At 37.5% G+C, this 25,225-nt stretch carries 16 protein-coding genes and 1 tRNA gene; 14 read left to right on the top strand and 3 right to left on the bottom strand.

The window, feature by feature from the left end; all coding sequences use genetic code 11:
• Nucleotides 1-11 precede the first annotated feature (11 nt).
• From MR062_RS13670 to MR062_RS13650, 5 genes are read left to right on the top strand one after another with little or no spacing between them, the layout of a single operon-like run.
• Complete coding sequence (locus MR062_RS13670) at nt 12-3,131, top strand: glycoside hydrolase family 2 TIM barrel-domain containing protein (protein WP_242205226.1); 3,120 nt, start codon at nt 12-14, stop codon at nt 3,129-3,131.
• A 29-nt stretch (nt 3,132-3,160) separates the two neighbouring features.
• Nucleotides 3,161-4,498 carry an aryl-sulfate sulfotransferase gene (locus tag MR062_RS13665; protein ID WP_242205224.1) on the top strand — a complete coding sequence of 446 codons (1,338 nt, stop codon included), beginning with the start codon at nt 3,161-3,163 and terminating at the stop codon, nt 4,496-4,498.
• 4 nt (nt 4,499-4,502) lie between these two features.
• On the top strand, nt 4,503-5,690 hold the full coding sequence (gene chrA / locus MR062_RS13660; RefSeq protein WP_242205221.1) for a chromate efflux transporter: 1,188 nt from the start codon (nt 4,503-4,505) through the stop codon (nt 5,688-5,690).
• A complete protein-coding gene (locus tag MR062_RS13655) occupies nt 5,687-6,715 on the top strand; it encodes a sulfotransferase family protein (protein WP_242205219.1) in 1,029 nt (342 codons plus the stop codon). Before chrA ends, MR062_RS13655 begins: the two co-directional genes overlap by 4 nt.
• Nucleotides 6,712-9,012, top strand: coding sequence for a TIM-barrel domain-containing protein (locus MR062_RS13650; RefSeq protein WP_242205218.1), 2,301 nt, complete (start codon nt 6,712-6,714; stop codon nt 9,010-9,012). The genes MR062_RS13655 and MR062_RS13650 overlap by 4 nt, the downstream gene beginning before the upstream one ends.
• 14 nt (nt 9,013-9,026) lie before the next feature.
• Here MR062_RS13650 and MR062_RS13645 read toward each other — a convergent pair whose 3' ends face one another.
• On the bottom strand, nt 9,027-12,068 hold the full coding sequence (locus MR062_RS13645; RefSeq protein WP_242205216.1) for an aminotransferase class III-fold pyridoxal phosphate-dependent enzyme: 3,042 nt from the start codon (nt 12,066-12,068) through the stop codon (nt 9,027-9,029).
• A gap of 256 nt (nt 12,069-12,324) precedes the next feature.
• Between MR062_RS13645 and MR062_RS13640 the strand changes: the two genes are divergently transcribed.
• Nucleotides 12,325-13,656, top strand: a complete 1,332-nt coding sequence (locus tag MR062_RS13640; RefSeq protein ID WP_242205214.1) for an APC family permease — start codon at nt 12,325-12,327, stop codon at nt 13,654-13,656.
• A gap of 265 nt (nt 13,657-13,921) precedes the next feature.
• Here the strand turns inward: MR062_RS13640 and amaB are convergent, their stop codons facing one another.
• Both amaB and MR062_RS13630 read right to left on the bottom strand, forming a co-directional pair.
• Nucleotides 13,922-15,451, bottom strand: a complete 1,530-nt coding sequence (gene amaB / locus MR062_RS13635; protein WP_242205212.1) for an L-piperidine-6-carboxylate dehydrogenase — start codon at nt 15,449-15,451, stop codon at nt 13,922-13,924.
• A 304-nt stretch (nt 15,452-15,755) separates the two neighbouring features.
• Nucleotides 15,756-16,667 (bottom strand): DUF1338 domain-containing protein, encoded by a 912-nt coding sequence (locus MR062_RS13630; protein ID WP_242205210.1) that lies wholly within the window; start codon nt 16,665-16,667, stop codon nt 15,756-15,758.
• An 86-nt stretch (nt 16,668-16,753) separates the two neighbouring features.
• On the opposite strand from MR062_RS13630, the gene MR062_RS13625 reads away from it, so the two are divergent.
• From MR062_RS13625 to MR062_RS13590, 8 genes are all read left to right on the top strand, one after another.
• Nucleotides 16,754-17,641 carry a LysR family transcriptional regulator gene (locus MR062_RS13625; RefSeq protein WP_242205208.1) on the top strand — a complete coding sequence of 296 codons (888 nt, stop codon included), beginning with the start codon at nt 16,754-16,756 and terminating at the stop codon, nt 17,639-17,641.
• An 11-nt stretch (nt 17,642-17,652) separates the two neighbouring features.
• On the top strand, nt 17,653-19,353 hold the full coding sequence (locus MR062_RS13620) for a tetratricopeptide repeat protein (protein ID WP_242205206.1): 1,701 nt from the start codon (nt 17,653-17,655) through the stop codon (nt 19,351-19,353).
• A 211-nt stretch (nt 19,354-19,564) separates the two neighbouring features.
• Complete coding sequence (locus MR062_RS13615; RefSeq protein ID WP_242205204.1) at nt 19,565-22,486, top strand: FAD-binding and (Fe-S)-binding domain-containing protein; 2,922 nt, start codon at nt 19,565-19,567, stop codon at nt 22,484-22,486.
• 153 nt (nt 22,487-22,639) lie between these two features.
• On the top strand, nt 22,640-23,224 hold the full coding sequence (locus MR062_RS13610) for a YdeI/OmpD-associated family protein (RefSeq protein WP_242205203.1): 585 nt from the start codon (nt 22,640-22,642) through the stop codon (nt 23,222-23,224).
• 255 nt (nt 23,225-23,479) lie between these two features.
• Nucleotides 23,480-23,800 (top strand): ArsR/SmtB family transcription factor, encoded by a 321-nt coding sequence (locus tag MR062_RS13605; RefSeq protein ID WP_242205201.1) that lies wholly within the window; start codon nt 23,480-23,482, stop codon nt 23,798-23,800.
• A gap of 2 nt (nt 23,801-23,802) precedes the next feature.
• Entirely contained in the window at nt 23,803-24,303 is a 501-nt protein-coding gene (locus tag MR062_RS13600) for an SRPBCC domain-containing protein (protein ID WP_242205200.1), read from the top strand.
• Nucleotides 24,304-24,536: 233 nt separating this feature from the next.
• Nucleotides 24,537-24,610: transfer RNA gene (locus tag MR062_RS13595), tRNA-Arg, on the top strand.
• Nucleotides 24,611-24,841: 231 nt separating this feature from the next.
• On the top strand, nt 24,842-25,162 hold the full coding sequence (locus MR062_RS13590; protein ID WP_242205198.1) for an Arm DNA-binding domain-containing protein: 321 nt from the start codon (nt 24,842-24,844) through the stop codon (nt 25,160-25,162).
• Nucleotides 25,163-25,225: the final 63 nt, after the last annotated feature.

Below are 25,225 nucleotides of genomic sequence, written 5' to 3'. Positions count from 1 at the left end.
AAGTAAACTAAATGAATTATAAATTTACCTACTTATATCTGGTATTTGCAATGTTAATGGTTGGTTGTAATGGCAACCATCAAAATAATCCTGAAGAACTCCATAATCCCAGTATAGTTTCAAAGAATACCTTAAAACCGCGGGCCACATTTTTTGCTTTTGAAAATGAAGCATTGGCCCTGTTGGGAGATAAGGAAAGTTCCAAGCACTTTCAATCGTTAAATGGCACATGGAATTTTCAATATTTTGAAACATCAAATGAAGTGGATAAGAGCATCACCAACCCATCCTATCCATTAGAAAAGTTAAACACTATTTCGGTGCCTGGCAATTGGGAAGCACAAGGATTTGGGGTGCCGTATTATCTGGATGAAGAATATCCTTTTACCCCCAATCCACCATATACGCCAGAAGACAATCCTGTTGGGGTTTACAAACGCAAGTTTACCTTGGCCAATAGTTGGGATGCCAATACTAAAACCATCCTCTATTTTGGTTCGGTAAGAGCAGCCGTGTACGTATGGATTAATGGCAAAGCAATTGGGTTCGCCAAAGGGAGCAAAGTGCCCATCGAATTTGATGTAACAGATTATTTGGTTAATGGAGAAAATGATGTAACCGTAATGGTCTACCGATGGTGCGATGGTTCCTATTTGGAAGGTCAGGATACCTGGCGCATAAGTGGTATAGAACGTAATGTGTATTTGTATCAAGTGCCCGATGTTCATATTGAAGATGTATTTGCAAAGGCAACTTTGGATGAAACTTATAACAATGGAATTTTGGATGTTTCAATAGATTTGTCGAATAGGCTTGGTCATGATGCCAATCTAAAATTGGATATCCAACTTTTAGATGATAATGAAGTACCTATTTGGAGTAAGGTTATAGATATGCCACAAGCAGCCAAAAACCAAACCGTAGCATTCAAGGAAACGATTGAAGCACCAAAGCAATGGTCTGCTGAAAACCCTAATCTGTATCAATTGGTCATTAAAAACACGGTAAATGATACACTACAGGAAGTGGTTAACATCGCTGTTGGATTTAGAACCATTGAAATTAAAGAGCGTCAGCTTTTGGTTAATGGAGAGCCCATTTATATAAAAGGGGTTAATAGATGTGAATGGAGCCCCAATTTAGGACGATATGTTACTAAGGAAACCATGCTTCAGGACATCAGCTTAATGAAGCAGAACAATATTAATGCCGTGCGTACCAGTCATTACCCCAATGATGAATATTGGTACGAACTCTGTAATAAATATGGACTTTATGTTGTAGATGAGGCGAATATAGAAACCCATGGCATGAAGTTTCACTATGAAAGTTACGAAAGGCTAACCAATGACGATAATTGGAAAGAAGCGTTTTTGGACCGTGCCAGGCGCATGGTAGAACGCGATAAAAACCATCCAAGTATTATAGCCTGGTCTATGGGGAACGAATCTGGAGACGGCAAAAACTTTGTTGAGATTTATAATTGGATGAAAAACAGAGATAATACCCGTCCCGTGCAATATCAAGAAGCCTGGTATGAACAACATACCGATATGGTGGTGCCTATGTACAAGAACATCGATTTTATATCGGAATTTGCAGAAAAAAATGATGCCCGCCCGCTTATTTTATGCGAGTATGCCCATGCTATGGGGAATAGTGTAGGGAACCTTCAGGATTATTGGGACGTTATGGAAAAGTATAAAAACCTTCAAGGGGGCTTTATTTGGGATTGGGTAGATCAAACCTTTGCCAAAAAAAATAAAGACAGCATTGCATTTTGGGCCGCTGGAGGCGATATGGGAGATCCAAAAACGATGAACGATTCCACATTTTGTGCCAACGGATTATTATATGCAGACCGTACACCATATCCTTACTTAAAGGAAGTTAAACATGTGTATAGAAACCTGAAAATTAAACCCAAACAGCTAGAAAAAGGGGAGTTTCAGTTAAACAACAATTTCTTTTTTACGAATACCAATAATTTTAAAATAGATTACCAGGTGTTAAAAAATGGGCATGTGATTAAAAATGGATCGTTGAACCAAATAGATGTTAATCCTAATGATTCAACTGTATTTATAGTGCCAATCCATGATTTAACTTTTGAAAAAGCATCAGATTATTACATCAATTTTGAGGTAAGGACCAAAGCAGAAAAAGATTTAGTTCCCCAAAACCATATCATTTCTAGGGAGCAAATAGCTTTGCATAAAGGTATTTTGGAGCCAAGCAAGGTATCTTCGGAAGGTATAAATAAAAACAAAGTAGTGGATTATGATAATCTGCTGTTAGTACAAACAGATGCTTGGCAAATTACATTTGATAAAACCCAAGGGTATATCATAGCTCTTAAAAATGGTCAGGGTAATTTACTCGAAGCACCCCTTAAGCCTAACTTTTGGCGTGCCCCAACCGATAACGATTTGGGTAACGGTTTGCAAAAAAGAGCTGAAATCTGGAAAGACATAAGTGAAGGGCTTCAGTTAAAAAGCTTTAATTATACTTTTGATGATAATGCATTGGAAGTTACCGTTCAGCATGGTTTCAATACGGTATTTAAACAAACTACTGTTTATAAGATTGATGGTTCAGGTAAGGTTGCTGTTTCGGTTAATTTGGAAGCCGATAAAAACCTGTCTGAAATACCCCGAATAGGGATGAGTACCATTTTAAAAGGTAGCTTAAACCAAGTAGAATGGTATGGTCGTGGACCGGAAGAGAATTATTGGGATAGAAAAACAGCGGCTTTTATAGGAAAATATAAGGATGAGGTAGAGCACATGAACACCAAATACATAAGGCCCCAAGAGAACGGTAATAGGTCCGATGTAAGCTGGTTTACTATTACTAATGGAGAAGGCCAAGGGATAAAGTTTAAAAGCGACTCTGTTTTTAATTTTAGTGTGTTCCCATTTCTCTACAGTGAATTGTCGCATTATAATCAAGATGCCAATAAGCACGGCTCAGAAATAAGGTCCAGTAATATCACTGCTCTAAATATTGATTATATGCAGATGGGAGTAGGAGGGGATAACACCTGGGGTGCAAAAACCCATGAGAAATATACGATTAGGCCAGGGGTGTTTAGCTATTCGTTTTCCATTCATCCTTTTAAAACCAATTAAGAATACATGCTAATTTTATAAATTGCAGTATGGATATAGAAAACAAAAAGAAACAGGGGTTTTATGCGGTATTACTGCTAGTGGTGCTTTTTTTTCATAGTTGTAAAGAAGCGGTTTCCGTAAATGGTTTGCCAACAATTACCCAAACAAAAAATCCAACGGTAAAAAAACTGCAGTTTTCGTTAAGCGATTCGGCTTTGGTAACCATTCGGCTACAAAATTTAAAGAGACATAAGGAGCAATATCTGGTGTCTACTAAAAGCAAAGCACATGAGTTGTTGTTGGCGGGTTTAAAGCCCAATGAGACTTATGCATTACAGATTTTAGACGGTGAAAAAGAGATAGCGGTTATAGACTCTTTTCGAACGGCTCCCATTGAAGAAAATATTGTGAGTGTTTACGAGAGGGTTAATACCAAAAAAGCATTCGATGGCTATGTGCTTACGCAAAGACGGTTAGTTAAAGGAAGTGTTTATATGCTCGATAATGAATCCGATTTAGTGTGGTATCAAATGGTTGATGGGCAGCCCAAATTATCAAGATGGACTAAAGATAATGAAGTCTTGGTATTGGTTGGTAATGCCAGACATAATAATAGTGCGGGGAACAGAATAGTTTCATATACTATTGATGGGGATATAACTTACCAAATAGATTTAAGCGCATTAGGCTTTGTTGCGCACCACGAGGTATTGGAACATGAAGATGATGTCTTTACTATAGTGTACGACACCATTCCCAATAAAGTTAATGGTCAATTAGAGAAAGCGGTTTCGAGTGCCGTTGTACGGCTGAATAAAGAAGGAGAGGTACTTTGGAAGTGGAGCACCTTCGATATAAAAAATCCTGTTGGTATTTCCTTTGAAGATATGGATGGCGACTGGGGGCATGCCAATGCGTTGGCATTTGATGATGACGGTAACCTGTTGATATCGTATCGCGATTGGAGCCAAATATGGAAAATCGATATAAAAACTGGCAAACGGATATGGGTATTAGGGGAAGAGGGCGATTTTCAACTTGAAGACCTGCCTTTCAATAGTCAACATGCCATTCATAAAGACCCGAAAGGGAATTACATGCTGTTCAATAATGGCAGAAAACAAAGGCAAACAAGTGTTGTGTCCTATAAATTGGAGGATAATAAAGCCCAAACGGTAGTGTCCATAAACCTTCCAGATGATTTGTATGCCGATAAAATGGGAAATGTAGAAACCCTACCCAACGGCAATTACTTAGTATGTTCGCCGCGTAGCAGATCCATATTGGTGTTATCCCCATCAGGAGAAATTAGTTATCATATCAATACAGGAATCCCCGATCCGTACAGGGCGACATTTGTTCCTTCATTTTATATTAAAAACTAAACCTTTGAAAGCACCTCAAACTAGCATATCGCTTAAAGAGCTATTTTGGAATTTTTTCCTAATAGGAAGTTATGCTTTTGGAGGGCATATGGCTTTGGTCGCAATGGTAAGAAAACAATTGGTTGATAAACGAAAGGTATTAACAGATGACCAAATTTTGGATGGCGTTTCTTTGGCATCCATACTTCCTGGGCCATTGGCCGTAAACTCTGTGGTCTATTACGGTTTTATTTTGTCGGGCGTGAAAGGGGCAATGGTTAGTTTTTTTGGAGTGCTTTTGCCTACCGTTGTTTTAGTGGCTACCTTTTCGGTGTATTATTTTTCTACTGGGGAGCAAGCCGATTTTCATATTGCTTTTATTATACCAGTAGTGGCAGCAGTAATTGCAAGTGTTGGTTTTAACATGGCTAAAAAACAAATGCGATTGGTGAGTCAGGGGTGTATTGCCATAATTGCTTTTATGGTGGCTATTACGGCTCCCAATGTGCTATTTTTAATAGGATCTATTTTTTTAGGAGGGGTGGTAGGCTATTTTATTTATGGTAAGGAAGAACCAGTTGTTAATTCTAATCCTGGTGTAGCGAAACCTTTAAACAAAACCGAACTTAAAACATTGGTTGTTATTGAGGCGAGCATTGTAGCATTAATGCTGCTTTTATCTTTTTTTACGGGAGTGTTGAGTACCTCATTGTCTTTGGCATCGGTATTTTCCGGAATGAGCTTAACCTTATTTGGGGGTGGGTATGTTATTATCCCCATCATGGAACAAGCTCTTGTAAGTGATTTGCATTGGGTAACGCTTCAAGAGTTTAATGCGGCCATAGGGATAAGTCAGGTAACACCAGGGCCAATTTTATCCAGTGTTACTTTTATTGGCTATAAAATGGGAGGCATTACAGGGGCCATTATAGCAACCCTATCTATTTTTTTGCCATCGTCGCTACTTATGATATTGCTTTCGCATGTACAACAAAAAATAAAACACCTTACTTACATTGATGCGGTGATGAAAGGTGTACGATCGGTAGTCATTGGTCTCATTTTTAGTGGTGCCTACATTATAGGGTTAAAGCATTTTGGATTTAACATCTTGCCTTGGGCAATTTTTAGTATCTCCCTTTTATTGTTTTTGTTTACCAAAATCCATCCAGCCCTAATTATTTTACTAACATTATTATTTAGTTTTATATGACCTTATTAAGCAAGACATTAACGCCTATTCAAATTGTTGGAACCCAACGGTCAGGTTCGAATTTACTTCGGTTAATTTTGAACCAATCACCTTTGATTTCTGCACACCACCCACCACATATTTTAAAGGTGTTTTATCCCATTCTGCATAAATATGGAGACTTAGAGCAGCATGATAATTTTTCAAGGTTAGTGCACGATGTATGTAGATTAGTTGAAACCAATCCGGTAAAATGGAATCTAAATTTAGACCGGAACGAGATATTAAAAAACTGTAGAGAACACACACTTGTTGAAGTGTACAGAGCTGTTTATGAAGCTATGGCTATACAGGAAGGCGCTAGCTTTTGGTGCTGTAAGAGTATGGCAAACCTAAACTATTACGAAGCTATTGAGGCTAATGGCATGAAACCCTATTATATTCATTTGGTTAGGGATGGACGCGATGTAGCAGCATCCTTTAAAAAAACTTTGGTAGGCGAAAAGCATGCTTACCATTTAGCAGCAATTTGGAAGAACAATTACTTGAAAGCAAAAAAGTTATTTCAGCATGTGGAACCTAAAAGGTGTTTAACGATTAGTTATGAATCGCTTATAGCGAACCCCAAAGAAGTCCTTGAACAGATAAATGCCTTTTTGGGATTGCATTTAGATGAGACGGCTTTAGAATATTTCAATTCAAATGAATCTAAAATAACTGCTGCGGCGGGATATATGTGGAGCAATCTTACCATGCCAATAATGTCCAATAACACCAGAAAGTTTTTGGAAGTCCTTACACCTGAAGAAATTGAAATTTTTGAGCGTGTTGCAGGTGACGTTTTAGAAGAGAATGGTTATGGTTTGATTACAAATCCAGTAAGCAGTGGGTTTTCTGCTGAAACCATTAATAAATTTAACGAAAAAAACGTTCTGCTTAAAAAAGAAGCCCTGTTGTCCAATCATTTAAAAGTAGACCGATTATGCCGCATTAAAAGAAACGAATTATTGGAAGAGCTTAACGCTTTTAAAGCTGTTGTGGCATGACGGGTGTTAAGCTAAAAGAGCGGTTAAAAAAAGTTAGAATATTAATGGTGCTTTTTGTAGCAGGTATTGCTTGTTATGGACAATCAGCTCGGGTAATTTATGATGGATATGCCACAAAAGCAATCCTTTCAAAAACTACAGAAGTATCGTTTTATTTACCAACAATGTTTCGGGTTAGGTCGTTGCAGAATGATAGTCTTGGATTTTCAAAAAAGTACGATATTCCATTTGTTATAGGGCATGTAGAGCCTTGGGAGAAAGTAGAGGTGAATGTACGGCAAGAAGGAATAAGCTACTTTATTATGACCGAAAGGTTAACCGTTGAAATTGATGAATACAAAGGGCTACTTAGAGTAGATGATAAAGCTGAACAAAAACGCGTCTATCCATCGGATGGGCCTGTTTATGGGATGTTTAAGGATGGTTATAGTATGTTTGACAGTGCCAGTTTTTTTAATGAAAAAAACGATAACAGTAGGTATGCCCATTGGTTTTATAATCCTGAAACCAAACGTTATGACATTTATTTAGGAGAAGATGCCATTATGGATTCCTACTTTATTTATGGCCCTTCTTATACTGGGATCTATAACCAGTTTAACCAGCTTGTGGGGCCAGAGCCTTTATTGCCCAAAAAAGCCTTTGGTTTTTTCCAAACGCAGCATTTGGCATGCCATGGAAATCAAACACAGCTGATGGAGGCCGCTAGACAGTTGCGTAGACATGATATCCCAGTAGATAATTTAATTATCGATTTTGAGTGGGGTGATGGCTGTCAAGACGGTAAAGAGATTGTTTGGGGCAGTGCTATGGATTGGTCTGAAAGCTATTCTAAGCCATTATCGCCAAAGACCATGATAGATAGTTTAAAGGCCATGCATTTTGATGTGATGTTAATCCAACATAATGCACCGGATTTTAAAAATAGAGTAGGGCAAGGCTGGACAGAAACCGTGCAACCCGAAACATTATGGTGGCAAAAATGGAAAGAGAAATTGGATATTGGTGTTAGGGGCACTTGGCAGGATACGCGGCGAAATGATATTACCGATAGTAGAATATGGTTGGGAACACAGGAGCTTTTGGGAGACGATAATCGGGTACTTTTTATGGGCTGTCGGAAAATGCAAGCTGTAAATCCGTGGGATTTTAGGTATAGTGTAACGCCAGTAAATAATATTATTGGATCTAGACGGTATCCGTTTGATTGGACAGGCGATTGTTCCTTTAATTGGAATGAGTTAAAATGGCAAATTAAAGCCATCACTAATACCCATGGCGCATTAAAAGGGGTATCCTATATATCGTCTGATGGAGTTGGTGAGACTTGGCAAATTCAAGCAAGGTGGAATCAGTTTTCCGATTTTTCGGCCATTTCCAGATCCCACAATCCTAAACCCTGGGCAGGTAATATTGATGTCGCCAATTTTCAGAATAAAATAAAAATTGAGGACAGGGAAAACGTAGTTGTAAAGGAAACCAAAGACGGATTGACCCATGCGGTAGATGGTATGGGTGAAGGTAAAACAGCTGAAAATAGTATTAGAAAACATCGTAAAGAGCGCTATAAGCTATTGCCTTATATATATTCCACGGCTTTTGAAAATTACCTAACAGGTATGCCCATGAGCCGTCCTATGCTTATTGCTTTTCCCGATGACTATTTGTGTTTTTCTGATACTTGGCCCTATCAGTATATGTTTGGGCCCAATCTATTGGTAGCCCCGGTTTATGGCGATTTTAAGACCATGGAAATATATTTGCCACGAGGAAATGACTGGATTGACTATTGGAGCAAGGAAGTGTATAAGGATGGTGGCATTATTAACTACAATACCGAAGACGTAGAAAAGTTGCCTCTGTTTATAAAATCGGGAGCCATGCTACCAAAAATACCTGAACGTAATTGGATAGAGGAAGGACAACAAGAAGAGGTTTTAATCCTAGAAGTATATCCAACCAAATCGTCTGCTTCCTTTACCTTATATGAAGATGATAGTAAAACTATAGCTTATCAAAATGGCGAGTATTCAAAAACCCTTTTAAGTCAAAAAGTAGGCGCGCAAGGCGAGTTGATAATAACCATAGGGAAAGCCGAAGGGGATTATAAAAACAAACTCACTTCAAAAAAGTGGATAATTAAAGTGCTGGATGTTTTGAATGCCTACAAATCGGTATCTGTAAACAGTAAGCAAAGCCAGTTTGTTAAATCAGCAAACCATAAAAATACCTTGTTTAAAGAAGTAGTTCTGGAGAAATTGGCTAATGAAAAGGCAACTATCGTTATAAAAAAATAGAGTTCTTAAGTTAACTAGTTTATTTTCATAAAGTCCTCGGCCAAAACTTTCTTTAAGTAAAATAAAAGCTCTTCGGCATTTTCTTTGTTGAAGATAATGGGAGGCTTAATCTTCAGTACATTGTGGTCTGGCCCATCGGTACTCATTAATATGCCATGGTCTTTCATACGGTTGGCCAGATAATCGGTTTGGGCAGCTAGCGGATTCATATGCGCATCAACCAATTCAATGCCTAAAAACAAACCTTGACCACGTACATCGCCAATAATGGGAAAGGTACTGGCAAGTGCTTTTAATTCAGATTTTAAAAATGCGCCAACCTGTAGGGCATTTTCCTGAAGCTTATCACGCTTTACGATTCGTAATACTTCGGTCCCAATGGCGCAGGATACTGGGTTCCCGCCAAAGGTGTTAAAGTATTCCATCCCGTTGGCAAACTTATCGGCTACTTCTTGGCTACAGGCTACTGCGGCTAGTGGATGTCCATTGCCAAGGGGCTTGCCAATAGTAACAATATCGGGTACGACATCATGCAATTGAAAGCCCCAAAATGTTTTTCCCACACGACCACAGCCCACCTGTACTTCATCGGAAATACAAAGTCCGCCAGCGGCTCTAATGTTTTCGTAAGCTTTAGCTAAAAAGCCTTTGGGGAGTTCAATTTGACCGCCACAACTTATAATGGGTTCTATAATAAAAGCTCCAACACCACGCCCTTTACTACGTACAATGTCTATTTGTTTTTGTACTTCTTCAGCATAAGATTCGGCAGTATTAGGGCCTCTGTACTTGCCTCTAAAAGCATCGGGAATGGGGAATATATGAGTGTGTTCTGGGGCACCTTGTCCGCCTTTACCATCAAATTTATAGGATGAGATATCAATGCACATATTGGCATTACCATGATAGCCTACTTCCGAAGCTATAATATCGCGTTCACCAGTAGCTGCCTTAACCATTCTTATGGCCAGTTCGTTGGCCTCACTACCAGAATTAACAAAATGTAATACACTTAATTGGGGCGGCAAGGTTTCAATGAGCTCTTGGGCAAGAGCATTGATATTTTCGTGTAAATAGCGCGAATTGGTATTGATAAGTGCCATTTGTTCCTGACCAGCTTTTACAACGCCGTAATTCTCGTGTCCTACATGGGCCACATTATTTACCGTATCCAAATATTTTTTGCCATATTGGTCAATAAGGTATTGTCCTGCACCACGTACCATTTTAATGGGGGTTTTATATTGCAGGCTTAAACTTTTGCCCAAATGTTGTTTGCGGTATTGGATTAATTCATAATTTGAAATGGTGTCTTGTTGTTCAAGTGATGGTAATTTAAATAACAGGTTTGGATTGGGGCAAATACTTTTCCAAACGTCCAACTGACTGAAATAAGCAACGCCAGGGAAATCGGTTTTATAATCCAATGTCGATAATAGGATTTGAAAGTGTAAGTGGGGTGCCCAATTGCCATTATCGGGGTGATTTCCTAAATTGGCAATGATTTCTCCTTGTTTTATATGGTCTCCAACGTTATGCTGGGTAGCGCTTTCAATACTTAAATGTCCATAAAGCGTATAGAAATGAAAGGCATCAACAGTATGTTTTAAAACGACCAAACCGCCATATTCTTTATCACCAGCATCATTAACGGCCATAACGACTTCACCATCGAATAGAGCAGAAACAGGAGTGTCTTTGGGTAACCAGAAATCAACCCCTAAATGAATACTTCGGCTTTCTCTTCCGTTGTTGCCAATTTTGTCATAACTGGAAGCCGTATATAAAGCTCGTGGTTCTAAGTAACCACCAGCAATGATTTTATTGGGAACTGTTTTTTGAAGCGTATTGATTTTAAATTCAAATAGCTCCAAATCGTTAAATTCCTCTTGGTGTCCAATCCATTTACTCGATACACTTAAATCTATGGGATGAACTTCATTTTTAGCAATGCTAGGGAATAGGTCGGATAATTTAAAGGTGTTGCTTTTAGCCCATTGTACAAACTTTTCTTCATTTGGATGCCCTATAAAGCCACAAGCATTCCTAAAGCTATAGGTAGCAAATGCCTTAGAAATAGAATGCCATTTTTTTAAAACCTCCCAAGCGGGTTTTTCGCTAATAAGCAAGTACGTGTTATCGGGTTCTTTAATTTTATTTATGGCCGATTTAGTTACCGAGATCACCAATCGCATGGCTATTGCAACATATAAATGTTGCAGCTCGTCTTCTTGTAAGGGGAAAGTGCTGTGGTAGCCCTTTACTATGGGCAGGGCTGCATCCAATGGATCGTTATGGTTCATCACGGCGTAAGCACAAGCAATGGCCAAATCGTTAATGATTTGCGTATGTACCGAATCACCATAATCTATGGCTGCTTTTACCGTTGGGTGTATCAAGTCTTCCGAGACAATAACATTGTTGTCGTTGGCATCGTTATGAACTATGGCTTTTCTTAGTTGGGAATAGCTGCTTTGTGAAGCTTCAAATTGCTGTTGAAAGGTAGTGAGTATCTTTTTGTGTTCACCATCGAATAAATGAATATATTCCTTGGTCCACAGTGATTGGGCAATGTCCCATTCAAACTCGCGATGGGCTTCATTATGGTCAAAACCTTGTAAGGCATTGGTTAGAATACCACATTGCTGGCCTAAGCTATATCTTAAATCGTCCAATTGCGGATTAACACTGCTCCAAACCCTGCCCGAAACCCAAGAAAGCAAACGAACTATTCGTTTGTTGCCAAGGTCGTCTGTAATTTCCGAAATGCAATTACCATCAATGTCTTTCACCACTTTTGGAGCAATTAAGTTAGTGCCATGGTCTTCGATATACTGAAGGAGTTTTTGCTGAAAAGCCAGATAGTTCAAGTCTTCATCTGGGCGAGAGACTTTTAAAATATATCCTTCGGAATTTGGGGTTTTTATCCTAAAGTTAAAATCGACTTCCCCTGGTAATACCGATGCTGTTCCTTTAATATTAAACAATGTAAAAAGGATGTCTTCGGCTTGCTGTGAAGTGATCTTTAAATCGGAATAGTTCGTGTTAAGTTCCATGGATATGTTTTCAGAAAAATTGTTTATACAAATTTAGCAATGTTTTCCGTGAACAATGGCAGAGTAAAGGTTATGTAAAGGTGGTTTTTTTAACATTAAAGAATAGATTTTCCATTTTTGGAAAGACTTATTGCATAAGTGGAAATTTACAAAACAAGAACCTTATTGAAAATTTATGTTGGAGATAAAACTGGGGTAAATGTATTCAATAACCATTTATATAATATGTTCACTTAAATAGAAGAAAACAACAAAGATGATAGAAACCAAAGAACATTTAAAAAGAGAAATAGGGGTATTAGGGCTTAGTTCCAATTTGATAAACACCATGGTTGGGGCAGGCATATTTGCTTTGCCGGCCATTGTAGCTAGTGGTCTTGGTCCAGCAAGTATTTTAGCATATTTGTTTTGTGGGCTACTTGTAACACTTGTTATGCTATGTTTTGCAGAGGTGGGAAGTAAGATAACAACTTCAGGAGGTGCCTATACTTATATACAATCATCGTTTGGGTCTTATTTTGGTTTTTTAACGGTTGTTCTTTTTGGTATTTCGGCAATATCAGCAGATGCTGCTGTAGCCAATGCTGTAGCCGATGTAATAGGGGCTATATTACCTGCATTTAAAACACAATTTTTCAGGGTTCTTTTTTTCTTCATTATTTTTTCCGGTTTAGGATATATCAATGTTATTGGAGTTAAAAAAGGGATGAATGTGGTAAAGACAATTACTGTTATAAAGTTGCTTCCGCTTTTAATGCTGGTGATGTTTTCTTGGGGTGAATTTTCTACGGAATACCTCGTTATTGATCACTTGCCAAGTCTAAGTAATTTAGGGGAGATGTCATTGGTACTGTTTTTTGCCTTTCAGGGGGCAGAGTCTGGGCTGTCGGTAAGTGGGGAAGTTAGGGATCCACAAAAGAATATACCTAAAGCGATATTAATTAGTATCGTTGGTGTTTTGGTGCTTTATATACTTATACAAACCGTTTCCCAAGGGGTTTTGGGGGATGAATTAGGGACTTATAATGAGAATCCCTTAAGTGTTGCCGCCAATCAAGTGTTTGGCCCTATCGGTTTTACCATAATGACTATTGGTGCGGCAGTTTCTATGTTTGGTACTTTAAGTAGTGAAGTGCTGGGAATTCCCAGGGTGTTGTTCAGGGCTGCTAATGACTATGTGCTACCGTTTAAGCCACTAACCAAAGTACATAAAACATGTGCCACACCGTATGTCTCAATTATTGTTTATGCAAGTATAGGTTTCTTGTTTTCTTCTTTTGGTGGATTTAAACAATTGGCAATAATATCCAGTGCTTCGATGTTGTTGGTTTACTTGGGGGTATCCCTATCGGTTATTAAGCTAAGGCATGGTAGAATTTCAAAAACAAAAGGATTTAGGATACCAGGAGGATACACAGTTCCTATAGTATCTTCACTCATAATTATTTGGATGCTTACAGGGCTTAAGCAATATGAGGTTTTGGGTATTGGAGCTTTTTTTTGTGTTTTAAGTGTTATGTACTTTTTGAGAAAAAAGTTTAATCGTTTTAGAATAAATAAAAGGAAGGGAATAAACAAAAAGCCATGATCCTTTTATCTATAGCTGGATTTGAATATCAGTTTTTGATTATCAGGCTTAAAGTGTTTAAGTGGTTAAAGTAAATAATAAGAAGCTGTCTGAAAAGTGTCATTCTGAATGTGGTTATAGAGCTAATTCGAAATGAAATGAAGAATCTATTTAAAAAATGAAATTACTTATTTATAATAGAATAAGATTCTTCACTTCGCTTTGCTCGTTCTGAATGACACTTTTCAGGCAGCCTCCTAAAAAATTGATGATTAATTATTTTAATCTATACATTAAAAATTATTCCTTGGGCTAATTGAGCTCCTTTACCATAGTTGATGGTACAGGTTTGTCTTCTCATATAGGCTTTCCATGAGTCTGAACCACTTTCTCTACCACCTCCAGTTTCTTTTTCACCGCCAAATGCACCACCAATTTCGGCCCCAGAAGTACCAATATTTACATTGGCAATACCACAATCTGACCCAGAATTAGATAAAAAAGTTTCTACATGCTGCATGTTTTGTGAGAAAATAGCAGAGGAAAGTCCTTGTGGTACATTGTTTTGTATGGCAATGGCTTCTTTTAACGTATCATATGGGAAAACATATAAAATAGGGGCAAAAGTTTCATGCTTCACAATTTCCATATTGATGTTTGCCTCTATAATGGTTGGTGTTACATAGCAGTTCGATTTAAATGCTTCACCTTCTAAAACTTTATTCCCATAAACCAATTGTCCACCTTGATTTTGAGCCTCTTCGATTGTTTTTAAATAGGCCTTAACAGCATCGGTATCTATAAGTGGGCCTACATGATTGGTTTCATTTAAAGGGTCGCCAATGTTTAATTGTTTGTAGGCTTCTTTTAGTTTTTCCAATAAATCTTGATAGCGACTTTTGTGTACAATTAATCTGCGTGTCGTGGTGCACCGTTGGCCAGCGGTACCTACAGCTCCAAAGACAATTGCGGGTATGGCAACATTTAAATCGGCTTCTTCGGTAACAATAATGGCGTTATTGCCCCCTAGTTCCAGAATGGATTTCCCTAGTCTCTTACCAACGGTTTCGGCTACGTCCTTACCCATTCTGGTAGATCCTGTAGCAGATACCAAGGCAATGTTTTGGTCTGAAGCCATAAGTTTTCCAATTTCACTATCCCCAATAACTAAGTTTGATATCCCTTCGGGCAGGTTGTTTTGCTTTAGTATGTTTTTGAATATTTCTTGGCAAGCAATGGCGGAGAAAGGGGTTTTTTCTGAAGGTTTCCAAATACAAACGTTACCACAAACCCATGCTAGTGCCGCATTCCATGCCCAAACGGCCACAGGAAAATTAAAAGCAGATATGATGCCCACAATCCCTAAGGGGTGCCATTGCTCAAACATTCTATGGTTTGGCCTTTCAGAATGCATTTGTAGTCCATAAAGCTGTCTTGATAGGCCTACTGCAAAATCGCAAATATCTATCATTTCCTGTACTTCGCCATAGCCTTCCTGTAGGCTTTTCCCCATTTCATAACTTACTAGTTTTCCTAAATTTTCTTTCTCTTTTCTTAGGGCGTCACCAAACTGACGTACAATTTCACCTCGTTGTGGAGCTGGCATGGCTTTCCAAATCTTGAAGGCGCTATTGGCCGTTTCAACTATGGCCTCATAGCTTTTTTTATCTGTTAATTGTATGGAACCTATAGTATTATCATCAACAGGAGATTTAATGACAACAGTTTTTTTGCCTTGGCCTGTCCAGTGTTCTTGGCCGCTGCTGGTGTTATAATATGGAGGGTTAAGGTTGAGTTCTTTTAATAAGTTTTTCATTTGAATAGAATTATGTTAATGATTAGAGGTACAGTGGTTAGGAGTTAGAACCAAGAAGTAAGCTATTGAGGCAAGGTTCTGGAAACAAGACTTAACCATCGATCTCAAATGTTAGTTGTAACTATGCATTTTTAGAGCAAAATGTTCGGTTTCTAAATTTTTTTGTGTGCCACAAACCTGTCTGCTGATAGGCAGGTTCACGAATAATAAAGCCAAAAAAATATCTGTGTATTCGTGGCGAAATAGACTTTTATCTATGTTAAATCTAAAGACTTGCTGTCCGTAGTGTTTTAATTGGATATGCTTATCGTTTTAATTTGGTTTGTTCACTATAGGTACTTTCAAAAATCTTATCGGCATTGGCTGTTTCAAAACCATCCCTTCTGTATTTGCTGTCAATTTTATCGGTTGCCGAATGGGGTAGGTTGGGAAGCGGTTTACGTTCGGCAAATTCAACATAACTCCCAGCGATTTCCATTGCCTGGCCATTGGAAAAGCTAGCTTTAATGGTTTCGGCAACGGTACTGCTTTGCTTTAATAAACCATCGGAACTTATTTTTGTTTTACCTCCAGCGGTATTCAGTGTTATGCCAATACTTTCCAAGAAATCGTTAAACGTTTCAATGGTGTTATAGCCAATGGGGAGGTCGTGAACACTTATGGTATAATGGTTTAGATAATACCTGTTGTAAATTACCCAAGCCGCATATTCACTTTCTTTTAAGAGCTGAGTATAATCTTCAACACTTGGAGTTTCCCAAAGCGGATTGTAGAAAAAATTACCAACGTCTTCTATATTGTCCAAGTTAATATGGTCTATAGGGTCTGAAGTAATGTTATCGGTATATTTATAAATCAATTTTTGGGATTCAACAGATAAATCGTTAACTCTCAATTCACTTATAAAAACCCTTGGATAATGTTCCGAAGGCGGGGCATACCAATAGGCATTGAGTTTTTTGTCCTCAAAATGATAATAGCCCATTTTTTTATAGCCATAGTGGAGAAATATCTTTTCAAAGGACTTAATTCCTAAGTTACCGACTCCTAGTGTTCTAAATGCTATATGGTCATTGACGATGTCGTTCTCACTTTTAATGATGCCATTATTGAGCATGGCGTCAATAATTTTCGACACATCTGGTACATTTTTTTTGTAGGGCGTCAATAAAGATTCCAAAATGGTATCCAGTGGTTTTTGGGTATTAAATTCCATGGTGAATGCAATATTTTTTAAATAAATTTTTGATTCTACAAATATAAATCTAAATTTGAGTAGCAATGATTTTTAATAAATGGTAAATGATAAGTAAAACAAATCAATTAGAAATTCGTCATTTGCGATATTTTTTGGTTTTAGCGGAGACTTTGCATTTTAGGAAGGCGGCTTCAAAAGTGTTAATATCTCAATCTGGATTAAGTCAGCAAATTAATTTACTGGAGTCCATACTGGACGTCAAGCTGTTTGAAAGAACCAATAGGAGTGTGTCTTTAAGTCCCGCTGGGAAAATATTTTTAAAGGAAGCGAGACATATTATTAATAATTTTGACAAATCGGTGCACCGTTGGCAGGAGACTTTAAAAGGAAACGAAGGCCATTTAAGAATTGGTTTTGTTGGATCTGCCATGAAACATTATCTGCCCCCAATTATTAAACAGTTTACAACCCGCTATTCGGAGGTAAACTTAACTTGCGAAGAGCTTACAAATGTAGATCAATTGAAGGCTTTGGAAGAGGGTCAGATAGATGTTGGTTTTATGCGGTCTAACCTAGTGTCTCCCGAAATGAATATTAAATCTGTTTACAAGGAGAATTTTTCATTGGTATTGCCTGCAGACCACTATTTAACAGAACAAAATTTTGTTAATATAGGACAAGTGGCTAACGAGTCGTTTATTTTATATCCAAACGAAAGTAGCCCTATGTATTTTCAACAGATTTTAAATTTGTGTTCAGAGTATAATTTTAGTCCTATTATAACACATCGTGCAATTCATGGGGCCACCATTTTTAAATTGGTTGAGAACGGTATGGGCTTGTCTATTGTCCCTAATTCCTTGCGAGATGAAAATAATTATCACATCCGCTTTATCGAGCTAAAAGACACAAAATCCAAGACAGAATTATTTGTGTTTTGGAAAAAGAACTATACCAATCCTACTTTAAAGAATTTTTTAAAGTTTATATAATCTCGTATGTCATGAACATATTGAAAAAAGACTTATTAACGTCATTATTAGCATTATTAATAGGATTACTGTCGTATTCTCAGGTTAATATATGGGACGAAAACCCAAACGATTCCCAGATTGAGTTGGATAGCCTATTAACCATTTTGCCCAAAGCTGAAGAGGAGCAAAGACTGGTATTGTTGAACCGATTGGCAGAAATTTATTGGTTTATCGATCCAGATAAAACTATAGTATACGGAGCTGAGGCCCTGCAACTTTCAAAAGCCTATAATGATAGAAGCCAAGAAGGGTTAGCACTTATTAATTTGTGTCAGGGCTATTTGTTGAAAGACCTGTACGATGATGCGCTAAGGTATGGCTTGCAGTCTTTGGAAATAAGAAAGGAGTTAGGCAATAAATACGATGTGGCTTATACTTTGCGTACACTGGGATGGCTGTATTACGATATAGGGTATTTTGACAAAGCCTTAGAGTATCACAAAGAAGTCTTGCAAATGCATGAAAAAATTGGTGACATGCAGCGCATAGCATATAGTTACAATAGTATTGGTTTAATACACGAACAAAAAGGCGATTGTAATTTGGCCTTAACTTTTTTTAAAAAATCGTTGGAACTGAAAAGGCCTTTCAATAATAAAGACCGAATTTCGGAAACCATGAAAAATATGGGGATGTGCTATCGCAAGATTGACGATTTGGATTCTGCAAAGCAACTTTTGGAGGCTTCATTGGAAATCGCAAACCAAATTAAGGATGAGCAAAACAAGGTTGAAATTTTAAATGAACTAGCTATTGTTAACCTTAAGCTAAAAAATTATGATATCTGTTTAACCCTTTTAAATGAGGCTAGATTGTTGTTGGAAGGGTTTAAGGATAACAAGGAATGGATTGCCGAAAACTACAGGATTAGATCCGATTATTATTTAGAGATAGGTAATTACAAAGAAGCGTTGTTTAATTATAAAAAGTACAAAGAAGCCGAAAGTGATATTTTCTCAAAAGATAAAAGTCAAAAGCTAACAGAAATGCGGGTGCTCTATGAGGCAGAACGAAGGGAGTCTGAAATAAAATTGTTGGAGCAACAACGCAATTTAGAAACCCAAAGACGCCAAGGTATCATGCTGGTAGCGGTATTATTGGTAATTATAGCGATCCTCATTATTGTGTCACTTCGCAGTAACATAAAAAAGAAAAAGGCCATATTTGAACAGAATGAGAAGCTTTCTAAAGAGCGGTTAAGAACCCAATTGCTTTTAAAGGAAAAGCTAGAGAATAAATTGGATTTTAAAATGAAGGAATTAACTAACTTAGCGTTGTTTATATCCCAAAGGTCAGCCTTATATAAAGAATTAATAAAGTCATTTAAAAGTATTGATTTTAAAGATGTTAACGATATTAAGAAAAGAGTGTCTTCATTGATAAAAGAATATTCCTTTAAGCTTAATCTAAATGAAGATATAGAGCGGTTCCATGCTAATGTTGAAACGCTTCAGAACGATTTTTTGTTCAGGCTAAAGGAAAAATACCCAAGTTTAACCGAGAAAGAAACCCAATTGGCAGTACAGGTGAAGATGAAATTAAGCTCCAAAGAGATTTCTAACATTAATAATATTTCACTGAGTTCAGTTGAAATCGCCCGTCATCGCCTTAGAAAGAAATTAAACTTGAATAAGAGCGATAGCTTAACCGAGGCCTTAGAAAACATTTAAAATAAAAACATTGATTAGACACTATTGTGCCAGTAGTAAAAGTTTTGTTCAAGATTTATGTTTTTGTCCCCTTGAGCGCAGTCGAAAGGTTGGCAAAAACATCTCGACTGTACTTCGACTAAGCTCAGCAACCACGTTCGATGTGACAGTTTTTAGCTAAAGCTGGCATAATAGAGGATATGCGAAAAAACTATCAAATAGAGATTGATATATGACCGACCTTAAAATAAAGCAGGAATTAAAGGAAGTTTCGAAACGATTAAAAGGGGAACTTTTTTATGATGATTTGCACAAAAGCATTTATGCTACCGATGCTTCTGTCTATCGAAAAGTACCATTGGCAGTAGCCTTTCCAAAAGATAAAAGTGATATTAAGATATTGATCGCTTTCGCAACCAGTATGGGCATTACTCTTATACCTAGAACCGCTGGAACTTCATTGGCAGGCCAATGCGTTGGGGAAGGTATTGTTGTGGACGTGTCTAAACATTTTACCAACATATTGGAATTTAATGAAAAGGAAAGAACCATTGTAGTGCAGCCTGGAATTATTAGGGATGAACTCAATAGTTATTTAGCGCCTTATAACTTGTTTTTTTCACCCAATACATCAACAAGCAACCGCTGCATGATAGGGGGAATGGTAGGCAATAACTCATCGGGATCAACGTCAATACAGTATGGGGTTACCAGGGATAAGGTGTTGGAGTTGGAAACGGTATTATCAGATGGTTCCGAAGCCGTGTTTTCTGAATTATCAAATGAGGAGTTGAAGGAAAAACAGGTAGGGGCAAGTTTGGAAAGTTCAATATACAAGACCATTTTGGAAGTGTTGTCCAACCCTGAAATTCAAACCGAAATCCATGAGAAGTTTCCCAAAGAGACCATCCACAGAAGAAATACAGGTTACGCCGTAGATGCCTTATTGGACAGGAATACAGCTAGTGGACTTTCAGAAAAAATGAATATCGCCAAGTTGCTTTGTGGCAGTGAGGGGACATTAGCCTTTACAACTGCAATTAAGCTGCAATTAGATGAACTTCCACCAAAACACGAAGTATTTGTTGTGGCGCATTTTAGGTCTATTCAAGAGAGTTTAGAGGCGACATTGGTGGCTATGAAACATAACCTGTATTCTTGTGAATTATTGGATAAGACTATTTTGGATTGTACCAAAAATAACAGGGAGCAAAGTAAAAACAGGTTCTTTATCGAGGGGGATCCAGAAGGCATATTGCTTTTGGAGATTAGGGCGTCATCAAAAGAAAAAGTAGAACTACTTTCCAATGCGTTAGTTCAGGATCTAAAGCAGCATGAATTGGGTTATGCATTCCCAAAACTTTACAACAACGATATAAAAAAAGTTATTGAATTACGAAAGGCTGGTTTAGGACTATTGGGCAATATTGTAGGAGATGCAAAGGCCGTTGCCTGTATAGAGGATACCGCAGTCGATTTAGATGATTTGCCCAATTACATTTCGGAGTTTACCAAGATGATGGATCGCTATGGACAAAAAGCAGTCTATTATGCCCATGCAGGGGCTGGTGAAATTCATTTAAGGCCCATATTAAATTTAAAGTCATCCAAGGATGTAGGTTTGTTCAGGGAAATTACAACCGAAACGGCCAAGCTTGTTAAAAAATATAAAGGATCGTTTAGTGGGGAACACGGCGATGGTATTGTTCGCGGTGAGTTTTTGCCCTTGATGATTGGCGAGAAGAATTATGATTTGTTAAAACGTATTAAACAAGCTTTCGATCCTAATCATATTTTTAATGAAGGAAAAATTGTTGATGCCTATCCCATGGATGAGTCTTTGCGTTATGAAGTTGATAGGGTAGAGCCTAAAGTTGATACCTTATTGGATTTTTCAGATTCTCAGGGTATTTTAAGGGCTTCAGAAAAATGTAATGGATCGGGGGATTGTAGAAAATTGCCATCGGCAGGAGGGACCATGTGTCCCAGTTATCGAGCCACAAGGAATGAAAAGGACACTACCAGGGCTAGGGCGAATGCGCTGCGCGAATTTTTAACAAATTCAGATAAACCCAATAAATTCAATCATAAAGAATTAAAACAGGTATTCGACCTTTGTTTGAGCTGTAAAGCTTGTGCCAGTGAATGCCCCAGTAATGTGGATGTAGCGAGTTTTAAAGCCGAATTTCTGTATCAATATCAAAAGGCAAATCCGCCATCTTTCAGAACTAAAATGATGGCCAATAATGTTAAGTACAATAAAATAGGAAGCCTGGTGCCTTTGCTTACCAATATGGTTTTAAATACGGCTTTGGCCAAAAAAATAATGGGAGTAGCAATACAAAGGAGTATCCCCAAAATGGCATCACAAACCTTTAGGAAGTGGTGTAATAAAAACAAAGGTGTATTTCAAAGTTCATCCAAAGCCAAAAGAGAACTTTATCTGTTTGTAGATGAGTTTACCAATTATTACGATTTACAAATTGGTATAGATACTGTTGAGCTGCTTTCAAAATTGGGATATAAAGTTAATATAGTAGATCATGAAGAAAGCGGAAGAAGCTTTATTTCGAAAGGCTTTTTGGATGAGGCTAAAGTAGTGATAGATAAAAATATTGCTGTTTTTAAAGATTTGATAACCAATGAAACGCCTTTGGTAGGCATTGAACCATCGGCCATTTTATCTTTTCGCGATGAGTATTTAAGGTTGGCAACCGATAAAAGTGCGGCACAAAAAATAGCGAAGCATACATTTACTATAGAAGAGTTTATAAAGAACGAAATTCTCAATAAAAATATTTTAGAAGATCAATTTAGTAAAGAACCTTTAGTGATCAAGATTCATGGGCATTGTCACCAAAAGGCCTTGAGTAGTATAGAGGCTGCGTTTAGCATGTTAAACCTTCCCAAAAACTATTCTGTTAGTATAGTTAATTCAGGTTGTTGCGGCATGGCAGGTTCATTTGGATACGAAAAAGAACATTACAATGTGAGTATGCAAATAGGTGAGGACACCTTGTTCCCGAAAATTAGAAAGATGGATGCCTCAACACTAATTGCATCGGCAGGAACGAGCTGTAGGCATCAGATATTGGATGGCACAAAGCGTAACGCACAACACCCGGTGAGTATCTTAAATAGGGCTTTGCTCTAATTGTTCTTGTTTTGATGGATTATGAGTTTTCAATGGCAATGCCTTGGTGTGTCATTTTGTTTTTGGGATTTGAATAACTTCTTATCTTTACATTGCTTTTCTGTAAGATTTAAAATTGTATAGCTAGAGAAAAAACTTCTTAAAAACTAAAATATGAATCCAAAAGTTGTTGATAGGTTCCTTTCGCGAGCAAAAAAGTGGAATGAAGAAATGACCCTATTGCGAAAAATTTGTTTAGATTGTGGGTTGACCGAAGATTTTAAATGGATGCACCCTTGTTATACCTTTCAAGGTAAAAATATCGTGTTAATACATGGATTTAAAGCGTATTGTGCATTGCTTTTCCATAAAGGGGCGCTTTTAAAAGATACAGAAAACATGCTGGTCCAACAGACCGAAAATGTGCAGGCAGCCCGCCAAATAAGATTCACAAGTATAGAAGAAATCAAAGCACTTGAATCGACAATCAAAGCCTATATTTTTGAAGCTGTTGAGGTAGAGCGGGCAGGTTTGGAAGTGAAGATGAAAACAACCCAGGAATATGATGTGCCCGAAGAATTGTTGTTGAAATTTGAAGAAATCCCCGATCTAAAAAACGCATTCGAAACATTGACCCCTGGAAGGCAAAGAGGTTATCTCCTATATTTTTCTGGAGCAAAACAATCCAAGACTAGAGCATCCAGAATTGAAAAATGTATTGATAAAATCCTTAAAGGTAAAGGGTTAAACGATGCGTAAAGGTCTCTTTGTATTTTAGCCAGATACTTAAAAGAATTATCCTTTTTTGGACATGCTTCACATGTTGGTTGGAAAAAAAGCGGTCAAAAAAATTGCGTAGTTAAATGACTTCACATATATTTGTAGCCAAATAACTTCATAATGAAACATCCAACGCTATAAACTATAAAGATTAATAGTGAGTAGGATGAGATGTTACATGATTGCGCTGAGCTTGTCGAAGCGTGACCTTTGTGAAGAAATAAACTTTGATACATGAAATTAAGACGAGATATTTTTCAAGCCATTGCAGACCCGACCAGACGTTCCATATTAATCTTATTGGCATCCCAGACTATGACCGCTGGAGCGATTGCTAATAACTTTGATGTAGCGAGACCAACCATTTCAAAGCATATTCAAATTTTAAATGAATGTGATCTCATAGAAGCTAACCAACAAGGTCGCGAGATTCATTATCAAATCAAAATTGATAAAATGAAAGAAATAGATAAGTGGTTAGAACAGTTAAGAACAATTTGGGAAAACCGCTTTGATCAATTGGATAATTTATTGAATACACTTAAAAACAAATAATTATGAACAGATTACAATTTGACTTCCTTGTAGATAAGGAAAATAGTACCCTAACCATTGTTCGTGAATTTGCGGCAGAAAGACCATTAGTTTGGGACTGCTACACTAAACAAGAGTTATTGGACCAATGGTTTGCGCCAAAGCCCTTTACAACCAAAACTAAATCCATGGTATTTGAAAATGGAGGACATTGGCATTATGCCATGGTAGATCCAGAAGGAACTGAATATTGGGGGTATACAGAATATCACGATATAAATCCAATTGATTCTTACCGTACAATTGATGCGTTTTCTGATAGTGAGGGAAAAATAAATAATGAGTTGCCCACAGCTAATTGGAAAGTAACGTTTAATGACAAGGGAGAAAATACGACGGTTACCACAGTGGTGACGTATGATTCACTTAACGATCTTGAAGCCGTTATCAATATGGGTATGAAAGAAGGTATGATGTCTACACTTGAAAAACTTGATGAACTGCTGCTTATTTTATCAAAATAAGTGTATACTAAAGGTGTATGATAGATCAAAAGGTATAGTGCCGATGCAGTTTTAAGCTGTTTAAAGTTCTTTCTAAGGGAGTTCTTAAAACCAACTTGGCAAATTATAATTATAAAAAAGAGGATAAAACCTTGTGCAGAGCTACTTTTACCCAGTACAAAATTTGTTTAAATTTATGTTGTATTGTTGAGGTTAGGTACTTATATTTGCACCGCTCTTAGCAAAAGATGCATGGTCGCGTAGCTCAGCTGGATAGAGCATCTGCCTTCTAAGCAGACGGTCACAGGTTCGAATCCTGTCGCGATCACTACTACTGAAATTAAAAAGTGTTAAAACCTTGCAAACTATATGATTTGCAAGGTTTTATAGTTTTAAGGAAGCAATTTAATTTGATTTGATTTAAGATTAAATGATGCTAAATCGGTCAACAGTTTAAAAAAATGAAAAAGTGTTGACCGAATAAGGGGTTAAAACCCTTATATTTAGATAGTTGTATTTGACTTTCGTCTTGGTAAATGTTTAACTAAAGACGATAATTATGAAAACCCGATCGACTTTTAGCCTGTTATTTTGGGCTAACACTTCACGTATTAAAAACGGTCAAGTTCCTGTTTATGCCAGGATAACCGTAAATGGTAAACGAACAAATTTAAGCTTGCAAAGACGCCTACCCATTTCCAGTTGGGATGCTGACAAAGGGAAGGCTAGAGGAAGTAAGCAACAAGCTAGGCTCTTTAATAAATATTTAGAGCAAGTACGCGCCAAAATTTATGAATCTTACGAAGACCTGCTGAGTGCAAAATTCGGACAAAGTATACCACTAACTTCGGAGCAAAGTGAGCCACCCTTGCCGGTCTAAATTGAGCATAGCTTGCCGGACGAAAGTGAGCCACTAAGAATCGTTTCTATTTGAGTTTACAAA

Source organism: Aestuariivivens insulae (assembly GCF_022662195.1).
In the GTDB taxonomy this organism is placed as follows: domain Bacteria; phylum Bacteroidota; class Bacteroidia; order Flavobacteriales; family Flavobacteriaceae; genus Aestuariivivens; species Aestuariivivens insulae.
This window is presented reverse-complemented; position numbering and strand designations above follow the sequence as displayed.

Bases quoted from the DNA above. Each gene is read 5' to 3' on its own strand.
- MR062_RS13600 (WP_242205200.1), top strand. From the start codon at position 23,803: ATGAACAGATTACAATTTGACTTCCTTGTAGATAAGGAAAATAGTACC.
- MR062_RS13655 (WP_242205219.1), top strand. From the start codon at position 5,687: ATGACCTTATTAAGCAAGACATTAACGCCTATTCAAATTGTTGGAACC.
- amaB (WP_242205212.1), bottom strand. From the start codon at position 15,451: ATGAAAAACTTATTAAAAGAACTCAACCTTAACCCTCCATATTATAAC.
- MR062_RS13625 (WP_242205208.1), top strand. From the start codon at position 16,754: ATGATAAGTAAAACAAATCAATTAGAAATTCGTCATTTGCGATATTTT.
- MR062_RS13620 (WP_242205206.1), top strand. From the start codon at position 17,653: ATGAACATATTGAAAAAAGACTTATTAACGTCATTATTAGCATTATTA.
- MR062_RS13610 (WP_242205203.1), top strand. From the start codon at position 22,640: ATGAATCCAAAAGTTGTTGATAGGTTCCTTTCGCGAGCAAAAAAGTGG.
- MR062_RS13645 (WP_242205216.1), bottom strand. From the start codon at position 12,068: ATGGAACTTAACACGAACTATTCCGATTTAAAGATCACTTCACAGCAA.
- MR062_RS13665 (WP_242205224.1), top strand. From the start codon at position 3,161: ATGGATATAGAAAACAAAAAGAAACAGGGGTTTTATGCGGTATTACTG.
- MR062_RS13605 (WP_242205201.1), top strand. From the start codon at position 23,480: ATGAAATTAAGACGAGATATTTTTCAAGCCATTGCAGACCCGACCAGA.
- MR062_RS13670 (WP_242205226.1), top strand. From the start codon at position 12: ATGAATTATAAATTTACCTACTTATATCTGGTATTTGCAATGTTAATG.
- MR062_RS13590 (WP_242205198.1), top strand. From the start codon at position 24,842: ATGAAAACCCGATCGACTTTTAGCCTGTTATTTTGGGCTAACACTTCA.
- MR062_RS13650 (WP_242205218.1), top strand. From the start codon at position 6,712: ATGACGGGTGTTAAGCTAAAAGAGCGGTTAAAAAAAGTTAGAATATTA.
- MR062_RS13615 (WP_242205204.1), top strand. From the start codon at position 19,565: ATGACCGACCTTAAAATAAAGCAGGAATTAAAGGAAGTTTCGAAACGA.
- MR062_RS13640 (WP_242205214.1), top strand. From the start codon at position 12,325: ATGATAGAAACCAAAGAACATTTAAAAAGAGAAATAGGGGTATTAGGG.
- MR062_RS13630 (WP_242205210.1), bottom strand. From the start codon at position 16,667: ATGGAATTTAATACCCAAAAACCACTGGATACCATTTTGGAATCTTTA.